20 protein-coding genes and 1 tRNA gene are annotated in these 23,869 nt (G+C 73.5%); 9 read left to right on the forward strand and 12 right to left on the reverse strand.

The features are described 5' to 3' along the window. The 3 genes from ACWGIU_RS04245 to ACWGIU_RS04255 form a co-directional block, all read right to left on the reverse strand. Window positions 1-180, reverse strand: a 180-nt coding sequence (locus ACWGIU_RS04245; RefSeq protein ID WP_453702244.1) for a helix-turn-helix transcriptional regulator, incomplete at its 3' end; no start/stop codon positions are given. A gap of 234 nt (window positions 181-414) precedes the next feature. Beyond that, window positions 415-1,425 (reverse strand): Gfo/Idh/MocA family protein, encoded by a 1,011-nt coding sequence (locus ACWGIU_RS04250; protein ID WP_453702246.1) that lies wholly within the window; start codon window positions 1,423-1,425, stop codon window positions 415-417. A gap of 26 nt (window positions 1,426-1,451) precedes the next feature. Beyond that, a complete protein-coding gene (locus ACWGIU_RS04255; protein ID WP_453702248.1) occupies window positions 1,452-2,366 on the reverse strand; it encodes a sugar phosphate isomerase/epimerase family protein in 915 nt (304 codons plus the stop codon). 84 nt (window positions 2,367-2,450) lie between these two features. Between ACWGIU_RS04255 and iolC the strand changes: the two genes are divergently transcribed. The 4 genes from iolC to ACWGIU_RS04275 are packed head-to-tail and all read left to right on the forward strand — an operon-like array spanning window position 2,451 to window position 7,741. Next, a complete protein-coding gene (iolC, locus tag ACWGIU_RS04260; protein WP_453702279.1) occupies window positions 2,451-3,374 on the forward strand; it encodes a 5-dehydro-2-deoxygluconokinase in 924 nt (307 codons plus the stop codon). A 7-nt stretch (window positions 3,375-3,381) separates the two neighbouring features. After that, window positions 3,382-4,359: a 5-deoxy-glucuronate isomerase gene (gene iolB / locus ACWGIU_RS04265; protein ID WP_453702250.1), complete on the forward strand. Its 978-nt coding sequence runs from the start codon at window positions 3,382-3,384 to the stop codon at window positions 4,357-4,359. Beyond that, window positions 4,356-6,230, forward strand: coding sequence for a 3D-(3,5/4)-trihydroxycyclohexane-1,2-dione acylhydrolase (decyclizing) (iolD, locus tag ACWGIU_RS04270; RefSeq protein ID WP_453702252.1), 1,875 nt, complete (start codon window positions 4,356-4,358; stop codon window positions 6,228-6,230). Before iolB ends, iolD begins: the two co-directional genes overlap by 4 nt. A gap of 11 nt (window positions 6,231-6,241) precedes the next feature. Further along, window positions 6,242-7,741, forward strand: a complete 1,500-nt coding sequence (locus ACWGIU_RS04275; RefSeq protein WP_453702253.1) for a CoA-acylating methylmalonate-semialdehyde dehydrogenase — start codon at window positions 6,242-6,244, stop codon at window positions 7,739-7,741. A gap of 98 nt (window positions 7,742-7,839) precedes the next feature. Here ACWGIU_RS04275 and ACWGIU_RS04280 read toward each other — a convergent pair whose 3' ends face one another. The 6 genes from ACWGIU_RS04280 to ACWGIU_RS04305 all read right to left on the reverse strand — a co-directional run bounded on the left by ACWGIU_RS04280 (window position 7,840) and on the right by ACWGIU_RS04305 (window position 14,568). After that, window positions 7,840-8,886, reverse strand: a complete 1,047-nt coding sequence (locus ACWGIU_RS04280; RefSeq protein ID WP_453702255.1) for a WxL protein peptidoglycan domain-containing protein — start codon at window positions 8,884-8,886, stop codon at window positions 7,840-7,842. Between the two features lie 84 nt (window positions 8,887-8,970). Then, window positions 8,971-10,266: a hypothetical protein gene (locus tag ACWGIU_RS04285; RefSeq protein ID WP_453702257.1), complete on the reverse strand. Its 1,296-nt coding sequence runs from the start codon at window positions 10,264-10,266 to the stop codon at window positions 8,971-8,973. A 212-nt stretch (window positions 10,267-10,478) separates the two neighbouring features. Beyond that, window positions 10,479-11,648, reverse strand: a complete 1,170-nt coding sequence (locus ACWGIU_RS04290) for a S8 family peptidase (RefSeq protein ID WP_453702259.1) — start codon at window positions 11,646-11,648, stop codon at window positions 10,479-10,481. A gap of 119 nt (window positions 11,649-11,767) precedes the next feature. Beyond that, window positions 11,768-13,399, reverse strand: a complete 1,632-nt coding sequence (locus ACWGIU_RS04295; RefSeq protein ID WP_453702261.1) for a serine/threonine-protein kinase — start codon at window positions 13,397-13,399, stop codon at window positions 11,768-11,770. Window positions 13,400-13,532: 133 nt separating this feature from the next. Further along, on the reverse strand, window positions 13,533-13,946 hold the full coding sequence (locus tag ACWGIU_RS04300) for an N-acetyltransferase family protein (protein ID WP_453702281.1): 414 nt from the start codon (window positions 13,944-13,946) through the stop codon (window positions 13,533-13,535). 100 nt (window positions 13,947-14,046) lie between these two features. Next, window positions 14,047-14,568, reverse strand: a complete 522-nt coding sequence (locus ACWGIU_RS04305; protein WP_453702263.1) for a hypothetical protein — start codon at window positions 14,566-14,568, stop codon at window positions 14,047-14,049. 191 nt (window positions 14,569-14,759) lie between these two features. Here ACWGIU_RS04305 and ACWGIU_RS04310 point away from each other — a divergent pair, with 191 nt between their 5' ends. Then, complete coding sequence (locus tag ACWGIU_RS04310; RefSeq protein WP_453702265.1) at window positions 14,760-15,224, forward strand: phospholipase; 465 nt, start codon at window positions 14,760-14,762, stop codon at window positions 15,222-15,224. A 49-nt stretch (window positions 15,225-15,273) separates the two neighbouring features. Here ACWGIU_RS04310 and ACWGIU_RS04315 read toward each other — a convergent pair whose 3' ends face one another. The 3 genes from ACWGIU_RS04315 to ACWGIU_RS04325 form a co-directional block, all read right to left on the reverse strand. Continuing rightward, entirely contained in the window at window positions 15,274-16,395 is a 1,122-nt protein-coding gene (locus ACWGIU_RS04315; RefSeq protein WP_453702267.1) for a sulfite oxidase, read from the reverse strand. 74 nt (window positions 16,396-16,469) lie between these two features. Continuing rightward, a complete protein-coding gene (locus tag ACWGIU_RS04320) occupies window positions 16,470-17,753 on the reverse strand; it encodes a phosphoribosyltransferase family protein (protein ID WP_453702269.1) in 1,284 nt (427 codons plus the stop codon). 270 nt (window positions 17,754-18,023) lie between these two features. Beyond that, a tRNA-Arg gene (locus tag ACWGIU_RS04325) sits at window positions 18,024-18,096 on the reverse strand. Between the two features lie 332 nt (window positions 18,097-18,428). Between ACWGIU_RS04325 and ACWGIU_RS04330 the strand changes: the two genes are divergently transcribed. The 4 genes from ACWGIU_RS04330 (at window position 18,429) to ACWGIU_RS04345 (ending at window position 23,782) form a co-directional block, all read left to right on the forward strand. After that, window positions 18,429-20,045, forward strand: a complete 1,617-nt coding sequence (locus ACWGIU_RS04330) for a dynamin family protein (protein WP_453702271.1) — start codon at window positions 18,429-18,431, stop codon at window positions 20,043-20,045. Between the two features lie 4 nt (window positions 20,046-20,049). Continuing rightward, window positions 20,050-21,903 (forward strand): GTPase, encoded by a 1,854-nt coding sequence (locus ACWGIU_RS04335; protein ID WP_453702273.1) that lies wholly within the window; start codon window positions 20,050-20,052, stop codon window positions 21,901-21,903. A gap of 122 nt (window positions 21,904-22,025) precedes the next feature. Then, window positions 22,026-22,433, forward strand: coding sequence for a single-stranded DNA-binding protein (locus ACWGIU_RS04340; RefSeq protein WP_453702275.1), 408 nt, complete (start codon window positions 22,026-22,028; stop codon window positions 22,431-22,433). Window positions 22,434-22,630: 197 nt separating this feature from the next. Then, window positions 22,631-23,782, forward strand: coding sequence for a thioester domain-containing protein (locus ACWGIU_RS04345; protein ID WP_453702277.1), 1,152 nt, complete (start codon window positions 22,631-22,633; stop codon window positions 23,780-23,782). The last annotated feature ends 87 nt before the right edge of the window (window positions 23,783-23,869 follow it).

Raw genomic sequence — 23,869 nt, forward strand, 5'->3', positions numbered from 1 at the left:
GTTCCCGGGCCGGCGCGCCACCCAGGCGCGCACGGTGTCGGCGTACCAGTAGGGCTTGCCGCCCTCCACGTGGTCGGGCGTGGGCAGCAGCCCGTGCTTGCGGTAGGAGCGCACGGTGTCCGGCTGGACCCGGATGTGGGCAGCGATCTCCTTGTACGACCACAGCTGTCGGTCGCTCATGCTGGACACCTCCTTGTCCACGCCGCGGGGCCGGCCGGGAGGGCCGTCGGGGGAGCCGACGCGTGGACACTGACGATCACTCGGGTTGTGCCTGGGGAACGACGCGGAGCGAGGGCGGGGGAGGGGCTGTCGACCTCCTGTGACGGAAGACCCGCTTGATGCGGACATGCGTGACAGAAGGGGGATCCTTGTGACAAGAGCGCCACAGGGGTCGGGTGAGGAGTTCGCGGGCCGTCAGCGGTACAGGGCGGGGCGTTCCGTCAGCTCCACCACGGACCTCACGCCGCTGCGTGCCGCCGCCAGGCCGGCCTCGGAGACGGCGGCCGCCGCGTAGCCGTCCCACGCGTCGGGCCCCGCCACCCGGCCGCGCCCGGCCGCGGCCACCCAGCTCCGCAGCTGGCGGTCGTAGGCGTCGGCGAAGCGCACCGTGAAGTCCTGGTCGATCGCGCCACCCCAACGGCCCGCCGCCTGCACGACCATCGCGTGACCGTCGCCGATCCGGGCACTGCCCGCTTCGCCGACCGCCTCGCACTGCACCTGGTAGCCGAAACCGCAGTTGACGAAGATCTCCACGTCGACGACGGCCCCGCCGGATGTCTCCAGCAGCACCAGCCGGGGATCGCTCAGCCCCCCGGGAGCGGCCGCCGTGGGCCGGGGCGAGAGCACGGTGACGGCGCTGATCTCCTGCCCCAGCAGCCAGCGGGCCGCGTCCACCTCGTGCACCACCGAGTCGCTGATCAGCATGTCGCTGGTGAAGAACGACGGCGAGGAGGCGTTGCGGTGCCGGCAGTGCAGGAAGAGAGGGCGCCCGATCCCGCCCGCGTCCAGCAGCTCCTTCAGCCGGGCGTATTCGGGGTCGTACCGCCGCATGAACCCCACCTGCACCAGGCGCCGCCCCAGCCGCTGTTCGGCCTCCATGACCCGCAGGGCTCCCGCCGGGTCCGGGGTCAACGGCTTCTCGCACAGCACCGGCAGCTCCCGCTCCAGCGCCTGCAGGATCGCCTCCTCGTGGGCGGGACCGGGAGAGGCGATCAGCACCGCCTGAACCCCGGGCGCGGCTATCGCCGCCGCCGGGTCGGTGTGCGCCGTCGCCCCGTCCAGGGTGCCCGCGACCTCCTTGACCCGGTCCCCGTCCGGGTCGGCCACGGCCACCACACGGGCCCCGCCCACGGTCCGCCCGATCCGGCGGACATGGTCGGCGCCCATTTTCCCGGTGCCGATGACGGCGATACCGAGCGTGTTCATCTCGTACTCCTCTTCCTGTCGAAGGGTCAGCGGGCGCCGCAGGAGCGGAGGTAGGCGCGGGTGCGCCGGGCGATCGGCAGTGGCCGGTCCGGTGAACAGGGGTACATGTCCTGTTCCACGATGGCGAAGAGGTCCACGCCCAGACGCTGGGCCGCCGCGAGCACCGGTTCCAGCGCCGGCACCCCGGAGGGCGGTTCGCACATCACCCCGCGGCCCACGGCCGGCCCGAAGGGCAGCTCCTCGGCGACCACTTCGGCGAGGATCCGTGGATCCACCTGCTTGAGGTGCAGGTAGCCGATCCGCTCGCCGAAGGTCTCCACGGCCTGCACGCTGTCCCCGCCGCAGTAGGCGTAGTGCCCCGTGTCCAGGCAGAGGGAGACGAGTGCGGGATCGGTGGCGTCCAGGAAGCGGGCCACGTTCGAAGGGGTGTCGATGTGGGTGTCGGCGTGCGGGTGGACGACGATCCCCAGCCCGTAACGGTCCTGGACCTCCCGGCCGAGGCGCTCGGTCTGCGAGGTCAGTTCACGCCATTGGGCGGGGGTCAGGGTGCGGTCCTCCAGCACCTCCCCGGTCTTGTCGTCCCGCCAGAAGGACGGGATGACGACGAGATGGGCCGCACCCATGGCCTGGGTGAGCGCCGCGATCCGCGACACGTGCTCCCAGGTGTCCTCCCACACGGCTGGCCCGTGATGGAGTCCGGTGAAGACGGTTCCGGCCGAGACGCGCAGTCCGCGCTTGGCCGTTTCCTCGGCGAGGCGGGCGGGATCGGTGGGCAGATAGCCGTAGGGGCCGAGTTCGATCCACTCGTACCCGGCGTCGGCGACCTCGTCGAGGAAGCGTTCCCACGGGGTCTGCCGGGGGTCGTCGGGAAACCAGACACCCCAGGAGTCCGGAGCCGAACCGACGCGGATACGGGTCAACGCGGGCGGGGAGGACGTCATAACGGCCACCTTAGGGTGGAGGACCAACGGGAGGGAGTGACTGTGACCGGCACCGGCGATCCGTTCGCGTTCGACCTGATCACGATGGGCCGGATCGGGGTGGATCTCTACCCGTTGACGACGGGCATACCACTGGCCGAGGCGGAGACGTTCGGCAAGTTCCTGGGCGGCTCCCCGACCAACGTGGCCGTCGCGGCGGCCCGGCTGGGGCGCCGGGTGGCGGTCATCACCCGTACCGGCGCGGACCCCTTCGGCGGGTATCTGCGCTCCGAACTGCGGGGGTTCGGGGTCGACGACCGCTGGGTCACCGAGGTCGCCGGGCTGCCGACCCCCGTCACCTTCTGCGAGATCTTCCCTCCGGACCACTTCCCGCTGTACTTCTACCGGCTGCCGAAGGCCCCGGATCTGGAGATCGCCGCGGACGAGGTGGACCTGGCGGCGGTACGGGCGGCCCGCGTGTTCTGGATGACGGGTACGGGTCTGAGCGAGGAGCCCTCGCGGGCGGCGACGCTGGCGGCGCTGGAGGCCCGTGCGAGGACCGGGACCACGGTCTTCGACCTGGACTGGCGGCCGATGCTGTGGCGGGAGAAGCCCGGGCCGTACTACGAGCGGGCGCTGCGGTCGGCGACGGTGGCCGTGGGGAACAAGGAGGAGTGCGAGATCGCCACGGGCGAGTCGGATCCCTACGCGGCGGCACGGGAGCTGCTCGCGGCGGGCGTGGAACTGGCGGTCGTCAAACGCGGACCGGAGGGCGTTCTGGCGGTCCACCGCGACGGGACGGTGGCGGAGGTCGCGCCCGTGCCGGTGGAGGTGGTCAACGGGCTGGGAGCGGGGGACGCGTTCGGCGGGGCGCTGTGCCATGGGCTGCTGGCGGGGTGGGATCTGGGGAAGGTGATGAGGTACGCGAACGCGGCCGGGGCGATCGTCGCCTCACGGCTGGCGTGTGCGGCGGCGATGCCGTTCGCGGACGAGGTGGAGGAGGTGGCCGGGCGTGCCGGTGGTGTCTGAGTGGGGTATGGAATGGACGAGGCTGATGGTTCTCGACCTGGCCCCGGGGGAGCTGTACGCGCACGCGTGCGGCGGTGCGGAGTGGATCGTGCTCCCCCTGTCGGGTGCCTGCGAGGTCCGCTGCCGGGCGCTGTCCCGACCCGCGCATGGAACGGCGGCGCATGGAACGGCGGCGGGGCTGGATGACCGGGACTCCGCCCCGAACCCCGCGCCCAGAACGCCGCCGGGGCCGGAGCCGGTACCCGGCCGCGGACCGGAGGTGTTCCGACTGCACGGGCGGTCCGGGGTGTTCGACGGCGTCAGCGACTTCGCGTACCTGCCCCGCGACGCGCACGCCGAGGTCGTCTCCGAGAACGGCGGGCGGTTCGCCCTCGTCGGGGCCCGGTGCGAGCGGCGGCTGCCCGCCCGGTACGGGCCCGCCGCCGACGTCCCCGTCGAGCTCCGCGGGGCAGCGCACTGCTCACGCCAGGTCAACAACTTCGCCGCCGCCGACACCTTCCCCGCCGACCGCCTCATCGCCGTCGAGGTGCTCACCCCCGGCGGGAACTGGTCCTCGTATCCGCCCCACAAGCACGACGAGCACCACCCCGGCGAGGAGTCCCGCCTGGAGGAGATCTACTACTTCGAGATCGCCCCGCACGGGGACACCCCCGGGCTCGGCTACCAGCGCGTGAGCCCTTCCCCGGCCGGGAAGACCGACATTCTCACCGAGGTGGGGACCGGGGACGCGGTGCTGATCCCCGACGGCTGGCACGGGCCGTCCATCGCCGCCCCCGGGCACGACATGTACTACCTGAACGTCATGGCCGGACCGGGTGCGACCCGCGAGTGGCTGATCCGGGACCACCCCGACCACGGCTGGATCCGCGGTAGCTGGGACGGCCAGGACATCGATCCCCGGCTGCCCTTCCCCGGGCCGTCCTCAACCCCGTCCCCGTCCCCGTCCCCGCCCCCGTCCCCGCGCCGAACGGAGGATCACCGGTGAGGCTCACCGTCGCGCAGGCGCTCGTCCGCTTCCTGTCCCGCCAGTACACCGAGCGCGACGGGCACCGGCACCGGCTGATCGCCGCCACCTGGGGGATCTTCGGGCACGGGAACGTGGCGGGCATCGGCCAGGCCCTGCTGGAGACCGGGCCCGAGGTCATGCCCTTTTTCCAGGGCCGCAACGAGCAGGCCATGGTGCACGCCGCCGTCGGATACGCCCGCCAGTGCGGCCGCGTCTCCGCGCACGCCGTCACCACATCCATCGGGCCCGGCGCCACCAACCTCGTCACCGGCGCCGCCCTCGCCACGATCAACCGGATCCCGGTCCTCCTGCTGCCCGGCGACACCTTCGCCACCCGGCCCGCCGACCCCGTCCTCCAGCAGCTGGAGGTTCCGTACGCCGGGGACATCTCCGTCAACGACACCCTGCGCCCCGTCTCCCGCTTCTTCGACCGGATCACCCGCCCCGAGGCCCTGATCCCGGCCGCCCTCCAGGCCGTCCGGGTGCTCACCGACCCCGTGCAGACCGGCGCCGTCACCCTCGCGCTGCCGCAGGACGTGCAGGCACAGGCGTACGAGTGGCCCGAGGACTTCTTCGCCGAGCGTGTGTGGGGCGTACGCCGGCCCAGGCCGGACCGGCACGAGCTGGCCCGGGCCGCCGAGGCCGTACGGGACTCCGCGCGCCCGCTGATCGTCGCCGGCGGCGGGATCCGGCACAGCGAGGCCGGCGCGGCACTGGCCGCCTTCGCGGAGGCCACGGGGATCCCGGTCGCCGTCACCCAGGCGGGCAAGGGGGTCCTGCCGTACGGGCACCCCGCCGACGTGGGAGGGATCGGCCACACCGGGACCTCCACGGCCGCCGCGCTGGCCCGGGAGGCCGACCTGGTCATCGCGGCCGGGACCCGGCTGACCGACTTCACCACCGCCTCCGCGACCCTTTTCCGGAATCCATCAGTCCGTTTCATCGGCCTCAACCTGGACCCGTACGACGCCCACAAACTCTCCGCCCTGCCCCTGGTCGCCGACGCCCGCGAGGCGCTCGACGAGCTCCGGGTCGCGGTCGGGGGCCACCGCACGGACCCGGCGTACGGAGCGCGATACGCGGCCGAGCGGGGGCGCTGGGAGAGCCGCGTGGAGCGGGCCTACACCGTCCCGGAGACGGAGGAGGACACCGCGCCCACCCAGGCCCAGGTGCTCGGGCTGCTCGACGCCCTGGTCGACGACACCGACATCCTGATCAACGCGGCCGGATCCCTCCCCGGCGACCTGCACAAACTGTGGCGGGCCCGGTCGCAGGACCAGTACCACGTGGAGTACGGGTACTCCTGCATGGGCTACGAGATCCCCGCCGCCATCGGCGTGGCGCTGGCCGCGCCCGGCCGCCCGGTGTGGGCGCTGGTCGGTGACGGTACCTACCTGATGAATCCGACCGAGATCGTCACGGCCGTCCAGGAGGGGACCCCGATCAAGGTGGTCATCCTCGACAACCACGGCTACGCCTCCATCGGCGGCCTGTCGGGGGCGGTGGGCGGCGAGGGCTTCGGCACGGCCTACCGCTTCCGGTCGGCCGACTCCGGATATACGGGGGAGACTCTTCCGGTGGACCTCGCGGCCAACGCGGCCTCCCTCGGGATGGCCGTGATCCGCGCCCGCACCACGCGTGACCTGCGCGAAGCCCTCGCCGAGGCCCGCTCGGCGACCCGACCCACATGTGTCTACGTACAGACCCGAACGCCCGACACTGTGTCGGGCCCACCCCCGGCACAGGCGTGGTGGGATGTTCCTGTGGCCGAGACCGCGACCCGCAAGGCCGCTGCCACGGCCCGTGAAGAGTACGACCGGCAAGCCGCGCAGCGACGTCGCCATCTGTGAAGGAGCAAGGCATGAAGACCGTCAACCACTGGATCGGTGGCAAGACCGTCGAGGGCGCGTCGGGCAACTACGGCCCGGTCACCGACCCGGCCACCGGCGAGGTCACCACGCAGGTGGCGCTCGCCTCGGCCGACGAGGTCGACGCGGCCGTACAGGTCGCCCGGGAGGCCTACCTCACCTGGGGCCAGTCCTCGCTCGCCGCCCGCACCAAGGTGCTGTTCGCCTACCGCGCCCTGCTGGACGCCAACCGCGACGCCATCGCCGCGCTGATCACCGCCGAGCACGGCAAGGTCCACTCGGACGCGCTGGGCGAGGTCGCCCGCGGCCTGGAGATCGTCGAGCTCGCCTGCGGCATCACCACGCAGCTCAAGGGCGAGCTCTCCACGTCGGTCTCCAACCGTGTGGACGTCTCCTCGATCCGCCAGCCGCTGGGCGTCGTCGCGGGCATCACCCCCTTCAACTTCCCGGCGATGGTGCCGATGTGGATGTTCCCGCTGGCCGTGGCCTGCGGAAACACCTTCATCCTCAAGCCGAGCGAGAAGGACCCGTCGGCCGCCAACAAGCTCGCCGAGCTGGCCACCGAGGCCGGCCTCCCGGCGGGTGTGCTGAACGTGGTCCACGGCGACAAGGTGGCCGTCGACGCCCTGCTGGCCCACCCCGGCATCGCGGCCGTCTCCTTCGTCGGCTCGACCCCGATCGCCCGCCACATCCACACCACCGCCTCGGCCAACGGCAAGCGCGTCCAGGCCCTGGGCGGCGCCAAGAACCACATGCTGGTGCTGCCGGACGCCGACCTGGACGCCGCCGCCGACGCGGCCGTGTCCGCGGCCTACGGCTCGGCCGGTGAGCGCTGCATGGCGATCTCCGCCGTGGTGGCCGTCGGCGCGATCGGCGACGAGCTCGTCGAGAAGATCCGCGAGCGCGCCGAGAAGATCAAGATCGGCCCGGGCAACGACCCGACCTCCGAGATGGGCCCGCTGATCACCGCCGCCCACCGCGACAAGGTCGCCTCGTACGTCAAGGGCGCGGCCGACCAGGGCGCGGAGGTCGTCCTCGACGGCACCGGCTTCACGGTCGAGGGCAACGAGAAGGGCCACTGGATCGGCCTGTCCCTGCTGGACCGCGTGAAGACCGACTCCGACGCCTACCGCGACGAGATCTTCGGCCCCGTGCTGTGCGTGCTGCGCGCCGAGACCTACGAGGAGGGCGTGGCCCTCATCAACGCCTCGCCGTTCGGCAACGGCACCGCGATCTTCACCCGCGACGGCGGCGCCGCCCGCCGCTTCCAGCTGGAGATCGAGGCCGGCATGGTCGGCGTCAACGTCCCGATCCCGGTGCCGGTGGGCTATCACTCCTTCGGTGGCTGGAAGGACTCGCTCTTCGGCGACCACCACATCTACGGGAACGACGGCATCCACTTCTACACCCGCGGCAAGGTCGTCACGACCCGCTGGCCGGACCCCGCCGAGGGCCACCTCGGCGTGGACCTGGGCTTCCCGCGCAACCACTGACCCGCCCCACCCGCCCCGCCCCCAGCAGTCCCCGCAGCCCTCGGCCACCTTCACGCGGCCGGGGGCTGCTGCCGTAGGGAGCACCGTGAGGTGAGCGGTCAGTGCGTCCGGGCCAGCTCCGGTACGGATGGCGGCCGTTCGCCCGCCGCGCGGCGCCGACGGCGCAGCGCCCGTACCGTGGCGCCCGCGCCCGCCAGTGCCAGGAGCAGTCCCACGGCCGGCCAGGGCACGGCGATGAACTCGGTCTCGGACACCGAGACCAGTTCGGGGTGGGCCGTCGCGCCCGCCGTGACCTTCACGGTCACCCGGTCCGACTGGGGGGCGTCCTGCCACGGTTCGGTCAGCTCGATCCGCTGGCCCGGCAGCAGGGGCAGCTTCAGTTCGCGGGCGGGCCGCTTCAGCACCTCGCGCCCGAACAATCCCTCGGCGGACACCGCCACCTCGGGCTCGACGACCACGTTGCCCCGGTTGACCAGCGTGTACGAGATCGTGGCCCGGGCGTTCTCGACCCACGGCAGCAGCGGCGCCGAGCGGCTGACCCGTACGTCCTGCACGCTCAGCCCGGCCATGACCGGCCCCGGCACCCGGAAGTAGAGCCGGGCGCCCACCGAGCGCTTCACCCCGACCTGGACCTTGCCCTCCTGCCGCACGCCCTCCACGGCGGTGCCCAGGGCGACGATCCCGCCGACGTGGTCACCGGGCGCCGCGTCCACCGGGACCTTCACGGTGAACGGGATGTCCTTGCGGCCCTTGGCGGGCAGGGTGACGGTGCTCGCGGTCTCCGGCGCCAGCGTGATCCACGCGCCGACGTCCTTCGGCTTCGTCTCCACCGGCAGCAGCGCGAAGGCGCCGCCCGCCGGGGTGTTCACGGCATCGGTGGCGAAGACCTGGAAGGTCTGCTCCCTGTCGGAGGAGTTCACGATCGTCACGCTGTCGCTCAGCGTGCTCCCGGCCGTGCCCTGGTGGAAGAAGTACGCGCGGTCGCTCTTCGCCGCGCCGGCCGCGGGCGTCGGGAACACCCCCCACGTGCCGTTGTCCGCGGCGCTCGCCGCAGTGGCCGGCAGCAGGCCCGCGCCGCCGAGCAGCAGGCCGAGGAGCAGTCCGTACAGGAGGGTGCGGGTGCAGGTCCGGCTGCGGGTGCGCATGGGCGGTCTCCAGTGGGCGCGGAAAGGGGAAAGGGGTGGTGCGGCGCCGGAGCACCGCACCACCCTGGGGGAGCGGCCGTACGGTCAGGCGATCGAGAAGGTCACGACCGTCTGGTAGGTGTCCGCGAACATGAAGGGCGGGAGCTGGATCATTCCGGCGCCGCCGACGGCGAACTCACCGCCGGTCAGCTCGTCCCCGCCGGCGGCCTGGGAGGCCACCTTCATCGGGACGTCGGAGATCGCCCCGGGCGTGCCCGCGGTGCAGGTGCTCGGGCTGTCCGGGTTGGTCACGGTGCAGGACGGCTGGATGCCGATCTGCGCCTTGGCCATCGAGTGGCCGGTGGTCTGGTTCAGGAACGGCGTGCGCGTCGCCGTCACGTCCCAGCCGAGCGAGCCGCCGCGGAAGTCCTGGACGGTCGCGGCGTTGAAGACGCCGACCACCGACTGGGCCTTGCCGTTGATGGTGACCGCGCCGAAGCTGACGGCCGGCTGGCCGTCCTTGGGGCCGAGGGCCAGCGGTCCGGGCAGGACCTCGACGTCGACCGGGTTCTTCACACCGGCCTGCTCCTCCAGGAACACGAAGGCCTTGTACGGGGTGATCGAACCGTCGATCCTGATCGCGTCGGCCTTCTTGGTGACCGTGACGTTGCAGGTGGCCGCGCCGGACGCGTCGGCCGTACCCGTGCCGGTGTCACCTGTCACCGCGCCCGCGAGCAGGGCGGAGCAGGTGACGGCGCCGGCCGGGAAGTTGGCGCCGGTCACGGCGACGGCGGTGCCCGCCGGGCCGCTGTTGGGCGTCAGCTTCGTGGTGACCGGGTCCTTGGGCAGGGCCTCGACCGCGACCGAGCCGTGCGAGGCGCTCGGGCGCGGCGCCGGGGTACAGGTGGTGGTGAAGACCGAACCGGACAGGTCCGCGTCGGTCACCGCCAGGTCGAGGGCGACCTGGACCGCGGTGCCCTCGGTGCCGTCCGGGATCTTGACGGTTCCGGAGAACGCCTTGGGGTCGAGCGGCTGCCCGGCCACGACGGAGACCGTCTCCGGCGGGCTGGTGACCACCTGGGTGGTGGTACCGACCTTGAGGGTGATCTTGGAGGTGTTCACCGTGGTGACGGAGAACGAGGGGATCAGCGGGCTCGCACCCGGGTCGATCGTGATCGGGACGACGTCGCCGGCCTTGGCGCCGTCGGGCAGGGTGACCGTGTAGTTCTGGTTGCCGGAGCCGTCCGGCTGCGGCGCCGGGGCGTCGCAGTTCTCGAACACCGCCGTGGTCCTGGTCGCGGCCTGCGCGGCACCCGTCAGGGCCACCACGCCACCCGTCAGGGCCAGGGACAGGGCTCCCGCCCCGGCCAGCACTCTTCGTCTGAGCGTTCTCGTACTCACTGGGTCGCGACTCCTTCGTCATGACGAACCCCTCCCCCCACCCGCTGTGTGGGGGAGGCCGAGCCGGTGCGGTGGCCGATATTGACGCGTCGCCGTGATGAGAAGTCAATGACTTGCTTTCGCCCGAAGCACACACAAATTGATGGGCCATCAGAGATGGTCTGATGGCCCATCGGATACCGACTGGTCGGGGTGGGAAGGGAGGGGCGGGGTCAGCGTCCGGTGGGGGTGTGGAGCAGCAGGTTCGGGGTGCCGGCCGGGAGCCCGGTGATCCGGTCGGACACGGCGCTGTGCAGCAGTTCCTCGGACACCTGCGCCGGGGTGCGCGCCGTACCGCGCGCCAGGATGAGCGCGGCGACCCCGGCCACGTGCGGGGCGGCCATCGAGGTGCCGGAAGAGCGGGCCGTGGCGGTGGCGGAGTCCTTCCAGGCCGAGGTGATGCCCACGCCGGGAGCCGAGAGATCCACGCAGGGGCCGTGGTTGGAGAACGGCGCCCGGCGGTCCTCGGCGTCGGTCGCGCCGACCGTGAGGGCCTGGGGGACGGCGGCAGGGGATCCGGAACAGGCGCTCCTGCGACCGTTCCCGGCGGCCACGGTGAAGGTGATCCCCCTGGCCACGGCCCGCACCACCGAGGTGTCGAGCGCGTAGCTGCGGCTGCCGCCGATGCTCATGTTGGCCACGGCCGGGGTGGTGGGGGACTCGGCGGCGTCCTTCACCACCCAGTCGAGGCCCTTGAGGATCGCCGACAGGGACGCGGAACCACGGCAGTCGGCCACCTTCACCCCGACGAGCGAGACCCCCTTGGCCACCCCGTACGTCTCCCCGCCCACCGTCGCGGCGACATGGGTGCCGTGGCCGCTGCAGTCGCGGGAGCTGCCGAGGAACACCGCGTTGTAGCCGGCGCGGGCGCGGCCGCCGAATTCCACGTGGCCGGTGTTGATGCCGGTGTCGACGACGTAGACGGTGACGCCCTCGGCCCTGCCGGGGTACGTGTACGAGCCGTCGAGCGGGAGTTCTCGCTGGTCGATCCGGTCCAGGGACCAGGGCGCGGGAGCCTGCGGCCGGGTCGGGGGTTCGTCGGTGGTGTGGAACTGCGCGTCCGGCTCCACCGAGGCCACCCGGGGGTCGGCGGCCAGGGCGGCGGCCCGGGCGGCCGTGGCGCGAACGGCGAAGCCGTTCAGGGCGGCGTCGTAGACGGCCTCGACCTCGTCGCCGGCTGCCACGGCCTCCGCGGCCAGGGCGTGGGTCGGTGCGCGGGAGGTGGTGTCCTTGAGGACGACGACGTAGGGGGCGGTGGCGTCGGAGCCGGGAGCCGGAGGGGAGCCCGTGACGGTGGCTGCGAGCAGGGCGGCGGCGGGGAGGAGCACGGCGAATGCGGTCATGGGGCCGATGTTCTGCGAGCGGCGGGTCGGGCGCGCGGAGGGTGCGCCGAGTGGGCGCACGACACGCCGCCGCACGGGCGGATCCGGCTCCGGCGCGGCCCGCGCGGCCGACCGCTCCGTCAGGCCGCGCGCCAGACCGTCATGTCAGCCCTGAGGAAGCTCGGTACGTCCTCGGTCCACGGTATCGACTTGAGCGTGAGCACGAGCAGCGCGATGTCCCCCGACGGGTGCTGGACGCAGAACTCGCTGCCGGCCGCCGCATCGTCCAGGCGCTGTCTTCTCGTGGCCGATCTGTCCTTGAGGGCTGTCCGGCAGGAGTCGAGGGAGCCGTTCGGTTTGCCCGACAGCTGGGTGATCACGCTGGTGTCGCTCTCCAGCGCGCAGAACGGGTGGTCGCAGGTCAGGCGGAGGTCCCCGGAGCGAGTGGCGCGCTGGACCGGTTCCTTGATGGCGACCGAGTTGTCCTCGTCCAGGCTCAACGACGGGTAGGGGATGGCCTTCGGGGGAGCGCTCGGGGTGGGGGTCGGGCTCGGTTGCTGTGCGGCTTCGGCGGACTTCCGGGTCGGGTCACCGCTCGCCGAGCGGGCCGAACCCGCCGGTGTGCCCTTGGCCGTCGGGGACTTCGCGCGGTCGCGCAGACTGTCCGCCGCCCGGTCGACGACCGACCAGACCGTGCCCACCAGCAGTGCGACCGTCACCACCGACGCGGCGGTGACCGCCGCGTTGCGCCGTCGGCGCTTGCGCCGTTGCCCCGGTCCTTCCGGAGCCGCCGGCTCCGGAGGCTGCCACACCCGGGGCATCGTGTGCGCGGCGACGGGCGCCGGCACCTGCTCCGGCACGGGCTCCGCCAGGGGCTCGGGGGCGGCCAGTTCCGGTCCGGTCACCTCGCGCCAGAGTGCCGGACCGCCGTCCGCGTCGGCGTCCTCGCCCAGTTCCCTCCGGCACCACGCCACGATCTCGGCGGCGGTGGCCCGCTCCCGCGGATCGGTGGCCAGGCACCGGGCGAGCAGCGGACGCAGCTCCTCCGGAAGCCGGGACAGATCGGGCTCGGAGTGCACGATCCGGTACAGCACCGTCGCGGAGGGGCCGGTGCCGTACAGCGGCTCACCCAGCGCGGCGAACGCCGCGGTCTGGCCCAGCGCGAACACGTCGGCGGCTGCGGTGACCTCCCCCGCCGACGCCTGCTCGGGGGACATGTACTGGGGCGTGCCGATGGTGGCGCCCGTGGCGGTGTGCGCGGTGGTGTCGGACGCCAGCGAGATGCCGAAGTCGATGACGCGGGGCCCGTCGGCGGCCAGGAGCACGTTCGACGGCTTCAGGTCGCGGTGCACGATGCCCGCACCATGGATGGCCTGCAGGGCCTCGGCCACGCCCGCCATCAGCCACAGCACGGCGGGCACGGGCAGCGGTCCGCGCCGGGTCACGGCTTGCGACAGCGAGGGTCCGGGTACGTAGAGGGTGGCCAGCCAGGGTGTCGTCGCGTCCGCGTCGGCGTCGATCAGTTCGGCGGTGTACGCGCCCCGGACCCGCCGGGCGGCCTCCACCTCACGGCGGAACCGCCGCCGGAACGCCGGGTCCTCGGCCAGTTCCGGGCGTACGACCTTGATCGCCACCGGGCGGCCGCCCTGAGTGTGCGACAGGTAGACCCGGCCCATGCCGCCCGCGCCGAGCCGGGCCGCGATGCGGTATCCGGCCACGACGGACGGATCGTCCGCCCTCAGTGGCTCGAACACCTCGGTCGCACTGTTCATCTGCCCCCCGATCCCCCGGTCGACCGACGGATCGACCAGCGAACACCCTAAGCGCCGGGCAGCGCAGGAGTTTGCCGGGGAGGCGGTGCGCGGAGCAGCCCGTGGGGAGGCGCGCGGACGCCGTGCCCCGGAGCTACGGGGCGAAGGGCCAGCCGCGCATGGAGAAGACCCCCTCGTCGCGGGCGCCGGCGGCATCGTAGGTGGCCAGAGCGGCCTCGTTGTCCGTGTCGACCCCCACCCACATGCCGTAGCAGCCGCGCGCCTTCGCCTCCTCGGCGAGGGCCAGGGTCAGTTGGCGGCCGATGCCGCGGCGGCGGTACCCCTCGTCCACGGAGAGCTCGTACAGGCACATCTCGGTGCCCTTGTCGGGGTGGCTCATCTCGATGCCCGAGACCATCCCGGCGGGCACGCCGTCGACATAGGCGATGAGCATCAGGTGTCCCGGGGCGGCGAGGAAGCGCTCGGACCACTCCTTGCGGACAGGCCCGTCGAAGAGGGGCTCGGCGGCGGCGAGCTCGGCGGGGGTGAGGGCCCGGCGGATGTCCATGTCGGTCACGATAGTGCGCACATGACGCATGGTCAGCCGATATGCGGCACGGCGTGGCGGCCACGCCGGGCGGGCCGGGAGTGGCGGGCGGGCCGAGTGGTCAGCCCTGGGTCCGGGGCGTGGCGGCGGCGCCGTCCCGGGGCCCCACGGAGCTCGGGGACGCGGTGCCGTCCGTCCAGGCGTACACCCGCTTGCCACGCACCGCGACCTGGTACTGGTGGGCGCCCCGGCACTCGGCCCGCACGCCCTCGCGCAGGCTGCCGGGCCACCACCTGGCGTGCAGCTCCGGGGCGCCCACCGGCTTCGGCGTCACGGCCCCGCACTGGGGGCCGTCCAGAGGGGTCGCGCCGAGGGTGAACCGGATCAGCCGGGCCTTGCCGGTCGTGCGTACCCGTATGCGGACGTCGGTGGCGTCCTTGGGTATCCAGGACGGAAGGGCGAACGGCGCCTTCTCACGCGTGGGGGCATCGGCGGCGCTCGCGAAGCGCTTGCCCTTCTCCTTGTACACCTTGCTGTCGATGGTGTCGGTCACGGGGTTGGGCGGCAGGCCGGGCAGCGCGAAGGCGGCGGTGGCGAGGACACCCACGGTGGCTGCGGCGACGACGAGCGGGCGGCGGTTCATGCTTTCCAGTCTCGGACGGCGGACCCCCACCGCGCGTCCCTCCTCAGGACGAACCGGAACTGCGCCGCAAGTCCCATACGGGCTCATACCTGGGAGGGTGTCCGGTCCGGTTCCGCCGACGCGCAGTAACCGGGAGGTGCCCCGGGGAGTTGGCCGGAGGTGATCCTTCCGTCCCGGCACCGAGGAACTCCATGCGCCGTCGCCGCCTCGTCCCCGCTCTCGCCACCGCCACCGCCACCGCGGTGCTCGCCCTCGCCCCGGCGGCCTGGGCAGCGCCGCAGGTCCCGGCCGACAAGCCACAGGTGCTGAGCCGCTGGACGCAGACCGGCGCCGCCAGCTACCACGCATGGGCCGACGCCCGCGAGCACCGGGTGGCCTGGGCCGCGTACGGGTTCGACTGGTCGACGGACCACTGCACCTCGTCCCCCGACAACCCCCTCGGCTTCCCCTTCGCGGATGCCTGCGCGCGCCACGACTTCGGCTACCGCAACCACCGTGCGGCGGGGCTGTTCCCGTCCGCCAAGACCCGGCTGGACCTGGCGTTCCACGCGGACCTGAAGCGGGTCTGCGCACAGTACTCGGGCTCCCGCAGGAGCTCCTGCGACGGCACCGCGTGGACCTACTACCAAGCGGTCAGGCTTCTCGGCATCTCCTGATCTCCCCGGGAGTGCACGGCTGAGGGCGCGCCGCCGGCGGGCAGCGCGCTCAGCAGCACAGGACCGGTACCCGCTGGACCAGGTTGTTGCCGAAACCGCCCCGGTTCCACGGCTGTTCGAGGGGCTGCGTACCGCCCGCGGCGTCCGTCGCGCGGACGGTGAGCGCGTGGAGTCCCGGCGCCGCCGTCCAGACACAGGACCAGGCCTGCCACGCCCACCGGTGCGGCCCCGGCGGCGCGACCTCGGCCCGGGTCCAGGTGCGGCCCCCGTCGGCGCTCACCTCCACCCGGTCGACGGCCCCGTGGCCGGACCAGGCCCGCCCCCGCAGCGGTACGGGGCCGGGGTGCACGACGCGGATGCGGGACATGAAGTCGGGGAATCCCGGCGGGACCATCAGGGCGCGCGGCGCGATCCGGGTGACCGGCTCGCCGGGGTCGTCCGGATCGCCGGCGGCCGGCCGGTAGCGGTAGGCGACCACCTGCTGGAAGCCGGTGAACGGCGCGTCGACGAGGGTGATCTCGCGCAGCCATTTGACGTGCGCCATCCCGTACCAGCCGGGCACGACCAGTCGCAAGGGACACCCGTGCTGCGGGGGCAGGGGCAGGCCGTTCATGGCGTAGGCGATCAGCACCTCGGGGTCGTCCCCCGTGGCGGCGGCCACCGGCAGGCTGCGCCGGTAGTCCTGCTCGACGCCGCGCTCGACCCCGTGGTCGGCGCCGGTGAACACGGCCTCGACGGCGTCCGGCCGCACCCCGGCCTCGGCGAGCACCACACGCAGCGGTACGCCCGTCCAGTCGGCGGTGCCCACGGCCTCGACCAGCCAGGGCTGGCTGACCGGCCGGGGCGTCAGGCGGGCCCGGCCGTTGCCCGCGCACTCCATCGTGACGCGGTGGGTGACCGCGGGGAACGCGCGCAGGGCGGCAAGGTCCAGGGACAGCGGGGTACGCACCCGGCCCCCGACGGTGAGCGACCATCCGGCCGGGTCGGTGGCGGGTATGTCGTAGTGGACCAGGACGTAGTGCAGTCCGGGCGGTGTGACCTCGTAGCGCAGGGCCTCCAGCGGAAGCCCGTGGTTGCGGGCCGCGAGCGCCAGCTCCTCCGGGCCGATGCCCTCGCCGGGCGACGCGATGCGGCCCGGGGTGCTGACCTCCCGCACCGACGGCTGCTCCATCTCCTCATGGTCGCGCGTGCCGCCACTGCCGCGCCACCGCTGCCGCTACAGCCGCCCCGTGCGACCGGTCCGGTCTACTGCGGCATCAGGTGGCGGGTGAACCAGTCGCGGGCCAGGCCGGCCACCTCGTCCAGGGCTCCCGGCTCCTCGAAGAGGTGAGTGGCCCCCGGGACGACCTCCAGCCGGTTCTCGCAGCGAAGCTCGCGCTGGGCCCGGCGATTGAGGTCGAGCACCGTCGAATCCCGGCCGCCCACGATCAGCAGCGTGGGGGCCCGTACGGCGGCGAGCCGCTCACCGGCCAGGTCCGGCCGGCCGCCGCGGGACACCACGGCGCCGATGTCGGCGCCCGTCTCCCCGGCCGCCCACAGCGCTGCCGCGGCCCCCGTGCTCGCCCCGAACCAGCCCGTCGGGAGGAACTCGCGCCGGCGTAGCCAGGCGGTGGCGTCCGCGAGCCGCCCGGCCAGGGTCTCGATGTCGAAGACGTTGGCCCGGTCGGCCTCCTCGTCGGGCGTGAGCAGGTCGAGGAGCAGGGTGGCGAGGCCCGCCCGGTTGAGGTCCGCCGCCACGGACCGATTGCGCGGGCTGTGGCGGCTGCTGCCGGAGCCGTGCGCGAAGACCACGACCGCCCCGGCGCCCTCCGGCAGGGCGAGGTCCCCGGCCAGGACGAGGCCGCCGGCTTCCACCTCGACCTCGGTGGCCCGGACGGGCGGGCGGCTGACGGGGTCGGCCGCCGCCCGCGCCAGGAGGAAGACGACCTCCTCGTCGGGGGTCTGGGAGAAGTCCTGGTACCACTCGCCGACGGCGCGGAAGGCATGCGGCGTGGCGAGGCACACCACCTCGTCGGCGACGGAGCCCAGCCGGGCGACGGCCTCCGGCGGGGCCACCGGAACGGCCAGCACCACCCGCGCCGCGCCCTGCGCCCGTACGACCTCGCACGCGGCGGCGGCCGTGGCGCCGGTCGCGATCCCGTCGTCCACGATGATCACGGTCCGGCCGTCCAGGGGAACCCGCGGCCGGTCCCCGCGGAACCTCGCGGCCTGCCGGGCGAGCTCCGCCTCCTCGGCGTGCTCCACCGCCGCGATGTCCTGCGGGCCCACCCGGCTGCCGCGGACGATGTCCTCGCTGATGACGCGTACGCCACCCTCGCCGATGGCGCCGAAGCCCAGCTCGCGGTGGTGGGGAACGCCGAGCTTGCGCACCACGATGACGTCGAGCGGCGCGCCGAGCGCGCGCGCGACCCGGTAGGCGACCGGGACTCCGCCGCGGGGCAGGCCCAGTACGACGGGATCCTCCGCGTTCAGGTGCCGGAGAGCTTCGGCGAGCCGCTCGCCGGCGTCCGCGCGATGGGTGAACAGCACGAGGGCTCACCCCCAACCAGGGGAGACGGAAACCACGTACCCATCTCCTTCGACGCAACCGCATCCCCGGCCTTCCCGCAAGTCGGTCGGCCCGCCCGGCCCTGGCGGATGCGTTCCGTTCCGGAGCCGGCGCGGTGAACTGGTCCGCATTCGCCGTTGAGTTCGCTGATCGCAGGTGGCTCTCGCCGCGTTACCACGAGAAGCTTTTCAGCTGTTTTACCCACACGAAAGCCCTCCACGGAGGGAGGGCTTCGGGTGGTGCGGAAAGAGTGCCCCCGGCAGGACTCGAACCTGCGGCCAAGTGCTTAGAAGGCACCTGCTCTATCCACTGAGCTACGGGGGCCGGAAGGTGGCCTTGGTCGGCCTGGAGCCTCCGGTGGGGGTGGGGCTGAGGTCCGTGCCGGGTCAAGGATAGGGCTCCGGTCGCCTTGTCCCGGTTGCTTCACTCGCGGGCCACGATGTGGAGGTTCGGTGAAGCGGTCCCGATAATCGCAGGCAGGTGCGATTCTCGCATCGCTTTTGCGCCGCGTCGCCCTTGGTGTTGTGCACTCGTTATGCCTGCGCCCCACTCGTCCGCCGTGCCCAGAATGTCCCACTGGAATCGCGGTCGGCGCGCAGAGGACGTATAAGCTTCAAAAATAGTCCCAAATTGGGCATTCTTCGCATGTGGTGACCTTGGATGTTCGGCCTCAGCTGCTCGATGCCCTGTCCGCCCTGCGCGACCGGGTCGCGTCCGTGCGTCTGCCGCTGCCCCTGCCCGGCGCTCCGCGCGCCCGCCAGACCAGAGCCGAGCTGCTCGCGCAGCTCGACGACTACCTCGTACCCCGGCTGAAGGCGCCCGAGGCGCCGATGCTCGCCGTCGTGGGCGGGTCCACCGGGGCCGGTAAGTCCACCCTCGTCAACTCCCTCGTCGGCCGACAGGTCAGCGAAGCCGGGGTGCTGCGCCCGACCACACGCACCCCGGTGCTCGTCTGCCATCCGGACGACCACCACTGGTTCGCCGGCATGCGCGTGCTGCCCGACCTGATGCGGGTCTGGGTGCCGCACGAGGAACAGGAGACGCCCCCAGCCGCCAGATCCCGGGCCCGCGACCGCGGACCGGCCCACACCCACGCGACCCGCGAGATGCGGATCGAGACCGTTTCCAGCCTGCCGCGCGGGCTCGCCATCCTCGACGCCCCCGACATCGACTCCCTGGTCGTCGAGAACCGCACCCTCGCCGCCCAGCTCGTCTGCGCCGCCGACGTCTGGGTGATGGTCACCACCGCCTCGCGGTACGCCGACGCCGTCCCCTGGCACCTGCTGCGCACCGCCAAGCAGTACAAAGCCACCCTCATCACCGTCCTCGACCGGGTGCCGCACCAGGTGCTCGCCGAGGTCTCGCGGCAGTACGGGGCCCTGCTCACCAAGGCCGGGCTGGGCGACGTACCGCGGTTCACCGTCCCGGAGCTGCCCGAGTCCGCCGGCGGAGGCGGGCTCCTGCCGGCCAGCGCCGTCGCCCCGCTGTACGCCTGGCTCGCCCACCACGCACAGGACCCCGCCGCCCGGCAGTACGCCGTCGGGCGCACCGCACTCGGCGCGCTGGACTCCCTCGCGCGCCGGATGCCGGAGCTCGCCTCCGCCGTCGCCTCCCAGCACGCCGCCGCCGTACGGCTGACCTCGGCCGTCGAGGACGCGTACAAACGGGAGGGCAAGCGGGTCCGCAACCGTCTCGACCACGGCGCCGTACTGGCCGGGGACGCGCTGACCCGGTGGCGCGGATACCCGCTCGACACGAGCGCCGACGAACTGCTGGACTCGCTCGCCGAATCTCTCGCCGCGCTCCTCCAGTGCGCCGTCGCCGCCGCCGACGAGCGCATCGCCGATGCCTGGCGGCGCGAGCCGGCCGCCGGAGCCGTCTCGCTGCCCGGGCCCGACCGGGAGGCGGGTGAGCGCATCGGCCTGGCCGTACGCCGCTGGCGGCGGGTCCTGGAGGAACTCGCCCAGGAGGAGGTGGCCAAGAGCGACAGACAGCCCGCACCCGACCCCGACGGCGTCGCCGCCCTTCTCGTCGCCGTCCTCCTCGGCGGCAAACGGGCCCGGCCCGCAGGGGAGAAGCTCGCCGAACGGATCGGCGCGCAGGCCGCCCTGCGGCTGCGCGACCGGGGCGGGGAACTGGTCGGCGACCACCTCGACCAGGTGCTGCGCGCCGAACGCGACCGCCGGCTCGCCCCGCTGGAGGCGCTCGAAGTGACCCCGGAACCACAGGCCGAGCTGATTGCCGCGCTGTCCGTACTGCAGAAGGAGAGGTGACGCGGTGACCGCCCTGACCGACCGCACCGACGACCGCTGGGACGACGGACTCATCGCGCGCTCGCGCCCCCGGGCCGTCGACGGGAACCAGGACGAGGAGGAGTGCGAGGGCGGCGAGGGCGACGAGGGCGACGAGGCCCTCGTCCGGGCCGTTTCCGGCGCCGGCAGCGACGGCGGCAAGTCGACCGCGCCTCCGCTCAGCCCCGAGGGGCAGGCCCTGCGGCTGCGCCTCGACGCGCTGCGCCAGCTGGTCGGGCTGTCCCGGACCAGGCTCGACGGGAAGACCCTCGCCGAGGCCGGACGGGTACTGGACGAGGCGGCCGCGCGCCGCGGGCTCTCGCCCCAGCACACGGTCGTCGCGATCGCCGGAGCCACCGGAAGCGGCAAGTCCACTCTCTTCAATTCACTCGCCGGTGTGCAGATCTCCGAGATGGGGCTGCGCCGCCCGACCACCGCGGCGCCCATCGCGTGCAGCTGGTCGGACGGAGCCGCCGGACTGCTGGACCGGCTGGAGATCCCGGGGCGGCTGCGGCGCCGGCCCCGCGAGACCCCGGAGGCGGAGGCGCTGCGCGGGATGGTCCTCGTCGACCTGCCCGACCTGGACTCGGCGGTCGGCGCGCACCGGGACCACGTGGACCGCGTACTGGCGCTGGTCGACGCCGTGGTGTGGGTGGTGGATCCGGAGAAGTACGCGGACGCCGTGCTGCACGAGCGGTACCTGCGGCCGCTCGCCGGGCACGCGGAGGTGACCTTCGTCGTCCTGAACCAGGTGGACCGGCTGCCCGGGGAGGCCGCCGACCTCGTACTGGACGACCTGCGCCGGCTCCTCGACGACGACGGCATCGCCCTCGGCGAGCACGGCGAGCCCGGTGCCACCGTCCTCGGGCTGTCCGCCCTCACCGGGGAGGGCGTCGGGGAACTGCGCGAACTCCTCGGACAGTTCACCCAGGAGAAGGGCGCGGCCACCCGGCGGATCTCCGCCGACGTCGACCGCGCGGCCGTGCGCCTGCGCCCGCTGTACGTGGCCGACGGACACCCGGGGCCGGAGATCGGGGAGGCCGCACGCGCCGAGTTCGAGGACCGGCTCGCCGAGGCGGTCGGGGCGTACGCGGCCGGGCTCGCCGCCGAACGCGCGTGGCGGCGCAACGCCGGCAAGGCGTGCGGGACGCCGTGGCTGCGGCTGTGGCGCTGGTACGAGAGCCGTCGGGCGCCGCGCACCCTGGCGGGTCTGGCCGCCCTCGCGGCCATCGGCGGTCGCGGTCCGGCGGTCGCCCAGGCCCCGGTCGAGGAGGAGGTGACCGCACGTCAGCGGGTGGAGCAGGCCGTACGGGTGGTCGCCGACGAGGCGGTGTCCGGGCTGCCCGACCCGTGGGCGCAGGCGGTCCGCGAGGCCGCGGTGCGCGGCGCCGACGGGCTCCCGGAGGCGCTGGACGAGATCGCGGTGACCCTCGGGACGGCGGTCGCGGTGCCGAGCGTCAAACCGCCGAGACCCACGTGGTGGCCGGCGGCGGTGCTGGCCCAGGCGGCCATGACCCTGCTGCAGATCTTCGGCGGGCTGTGGCTGGTCGGGCAGATCGTCGGGGTCCTGGAACCGAGGCTGCTGCCGCCGGTGCTGCTGATGGTGGCGGGCATCATCGGCGGGCCGCTCGTGGAATGGTCCTGCTCGATCGCGGCCCGGGGTCCGGCGCGGCGCTACGGACAGGACGCGGAGCGCAGACTGCGGCAGGCGGCGGCCGGGTGCGGGCGGGCCCGGGTGCTGGAACCGGTGGCGGCGGAGCTGCTGCGCTACCGGGAAGTGCGGGAGCAGTACGCCACGGTGGCCGCAGGGGGGAGCAAGTTGTCCACAACCCGGCAGTAATCCACAGGCCGGAGCGGGGATCGGCGGCCTGCCCCAGCATGGTTCGTACCGCGTACGGATGGTCCGTACGGCTGGTCCGCGCGGATCCGTACGGGCCGGAACCACGGGGGAGGGCGACCGGGATGTACGACACCCAGGTGACGCTGGTGGGGCATGTGGCGACGCAGATCGACTACAGGGAGACGGGGAGCGGTCCGGCGGCGCGGTTCCGCTTCGCGGTGACGCCACGGTACTTCGACCGGCGCAAGGACGCCTGGACCGACGGACCCACCAGTTTCTACACGGTGTGGGCGCGGCGGACGCTCGCCGTGAACCTCGCCGGTTCCGTATCGGTCGGCGAGCCGCTGGTGGTGCACGGGCGCCTACGGGTGAGGGAGGACCCGCCCGACGGCGAGGGGAACCGGCGGTTCTCCGCGGAGATCGACGCGACGGCCATCGGGCACGACCTGAACCGGGGGACCGCGGCCTTCCGGCGCGTGGTGCGGACCGACACGCCACTGATGGACACTCAGGAGGCGGCGGTGGTCTGAGTGTTCGAGGCGGATAGGATTCCCCGGTACTCACGGGCACCTGGGTCTTTGGCCCGAAGGGGAAGACTGTGTCGATTGCCGTTCCCGCATCCTCCGCTCCTGATTCCGCTCCTGCGTCCACGCCCGCTCCTGCTCCTGCTGCGGTTCCCTTCGAACCTCCCGCCGCGGTACGGGGCTCCGCGCGCAGACCGCTGGCGGTGGCCCTGCTGGCCGCGGCCCTCGCCACCGCGCCCGCGGCGCGGGCGGCCGCCGACTCCGGCCCGGAGGCGCCCAGGTCACCCGAGGGTGCGAGCGCCGTGCTGGACGGGCTGAAGACGTTCGGGCAGGCGGTCCTGCGGTCCGGGGACGGCTCGGTCCGGCAGATCCCGGCCGGGCTCTACGAGATGCGGGTCGACGGCGGCGGGATGCTCCAGACCTACGGGGTCGGCGTGACGGGCAACGCCCAACCACAGGCCCGGTACACCGAGAGCGGCTGGAGCGGCAGCCCGCTCGCCGGGAACCGGGAGGCGGGCCGGATCCGCTGGGTCCTGGAGCATTCCTACCCGCAGCACAACGACCTGGCCGGGCTCGCCAAGGCGGCCGGGGCCGGGGCCCTCACCGCGGAGAGCGCGGCCGCCGGGACCCAGGTGGCGATCTGGCGGCTGGCGGACGGGGCACAGGTCGAGGCCACGGACCCGGCGGCCGAGAAACTGGCCGACTACCTGCAGCGGGCCGCGGGGCAGCTGCCGGAGCCGCCGGCCTCGCTCGGGCTGGACCCGGGCGACGTGTCGGGGGCGGTGGGTACCCGGCTCGGCCCGGTGACCGTGCGGACCGGGGCGCCGAGCGTGTCGGTCATCCCCGACGCGGCGGCCGTCGCGATGGGGGTGCGGGTGGTGGACGGCGAGGGGCAGCCGCTGACCACCGCGGTCAACGGGAGCCGGCTGTACTTCGAGGTGCCCGCGGGCACCCCCGACGGGACGGCTTCGGTCACCGTCCAGGGCGCGACCAAGGTGCCGGTCGGGCGGGTCTTCACCGGCGAGCTGCCGGCCCACGCCCAGATCGTGGCCGGCTCCAGCGCCTCCGCGGCCGCCGCCACGGCCACGGCGGTCTGGCTGCAGCCCCCGGTGACGGCGGTGGGTGACGCCTCGGGCGTGGCCTCGGGGTCCGGTTCCGGCTCGGCGGCCGAGGCACTGGGCGCCCAGTCCGCGGCCCTCACGGCGACCTCCCCGGACGAGGAACGGCTGGCGACCAGCGGCAGCTCGGCGGCCACCCCGGTCATCGCCTCCCTGGCCGTGGGACTGGTGGTCCTGGGCGGTCTGGTGGTGCTCCTGCTCCGCAAGCGCCCGCTGGACGAGGAGGACACCCCGTAAGTCCTGTCGTCGAAGTAGCGCCGGGCCCGCGGCGTCCGGCACCGGAGGCCGCGTTGTCGGGGCGCCCGAGTACGGCCCGTACTCGGG

Source organism: Streptomyces sp. NPDC054840 (assembly GCF_053611065.1).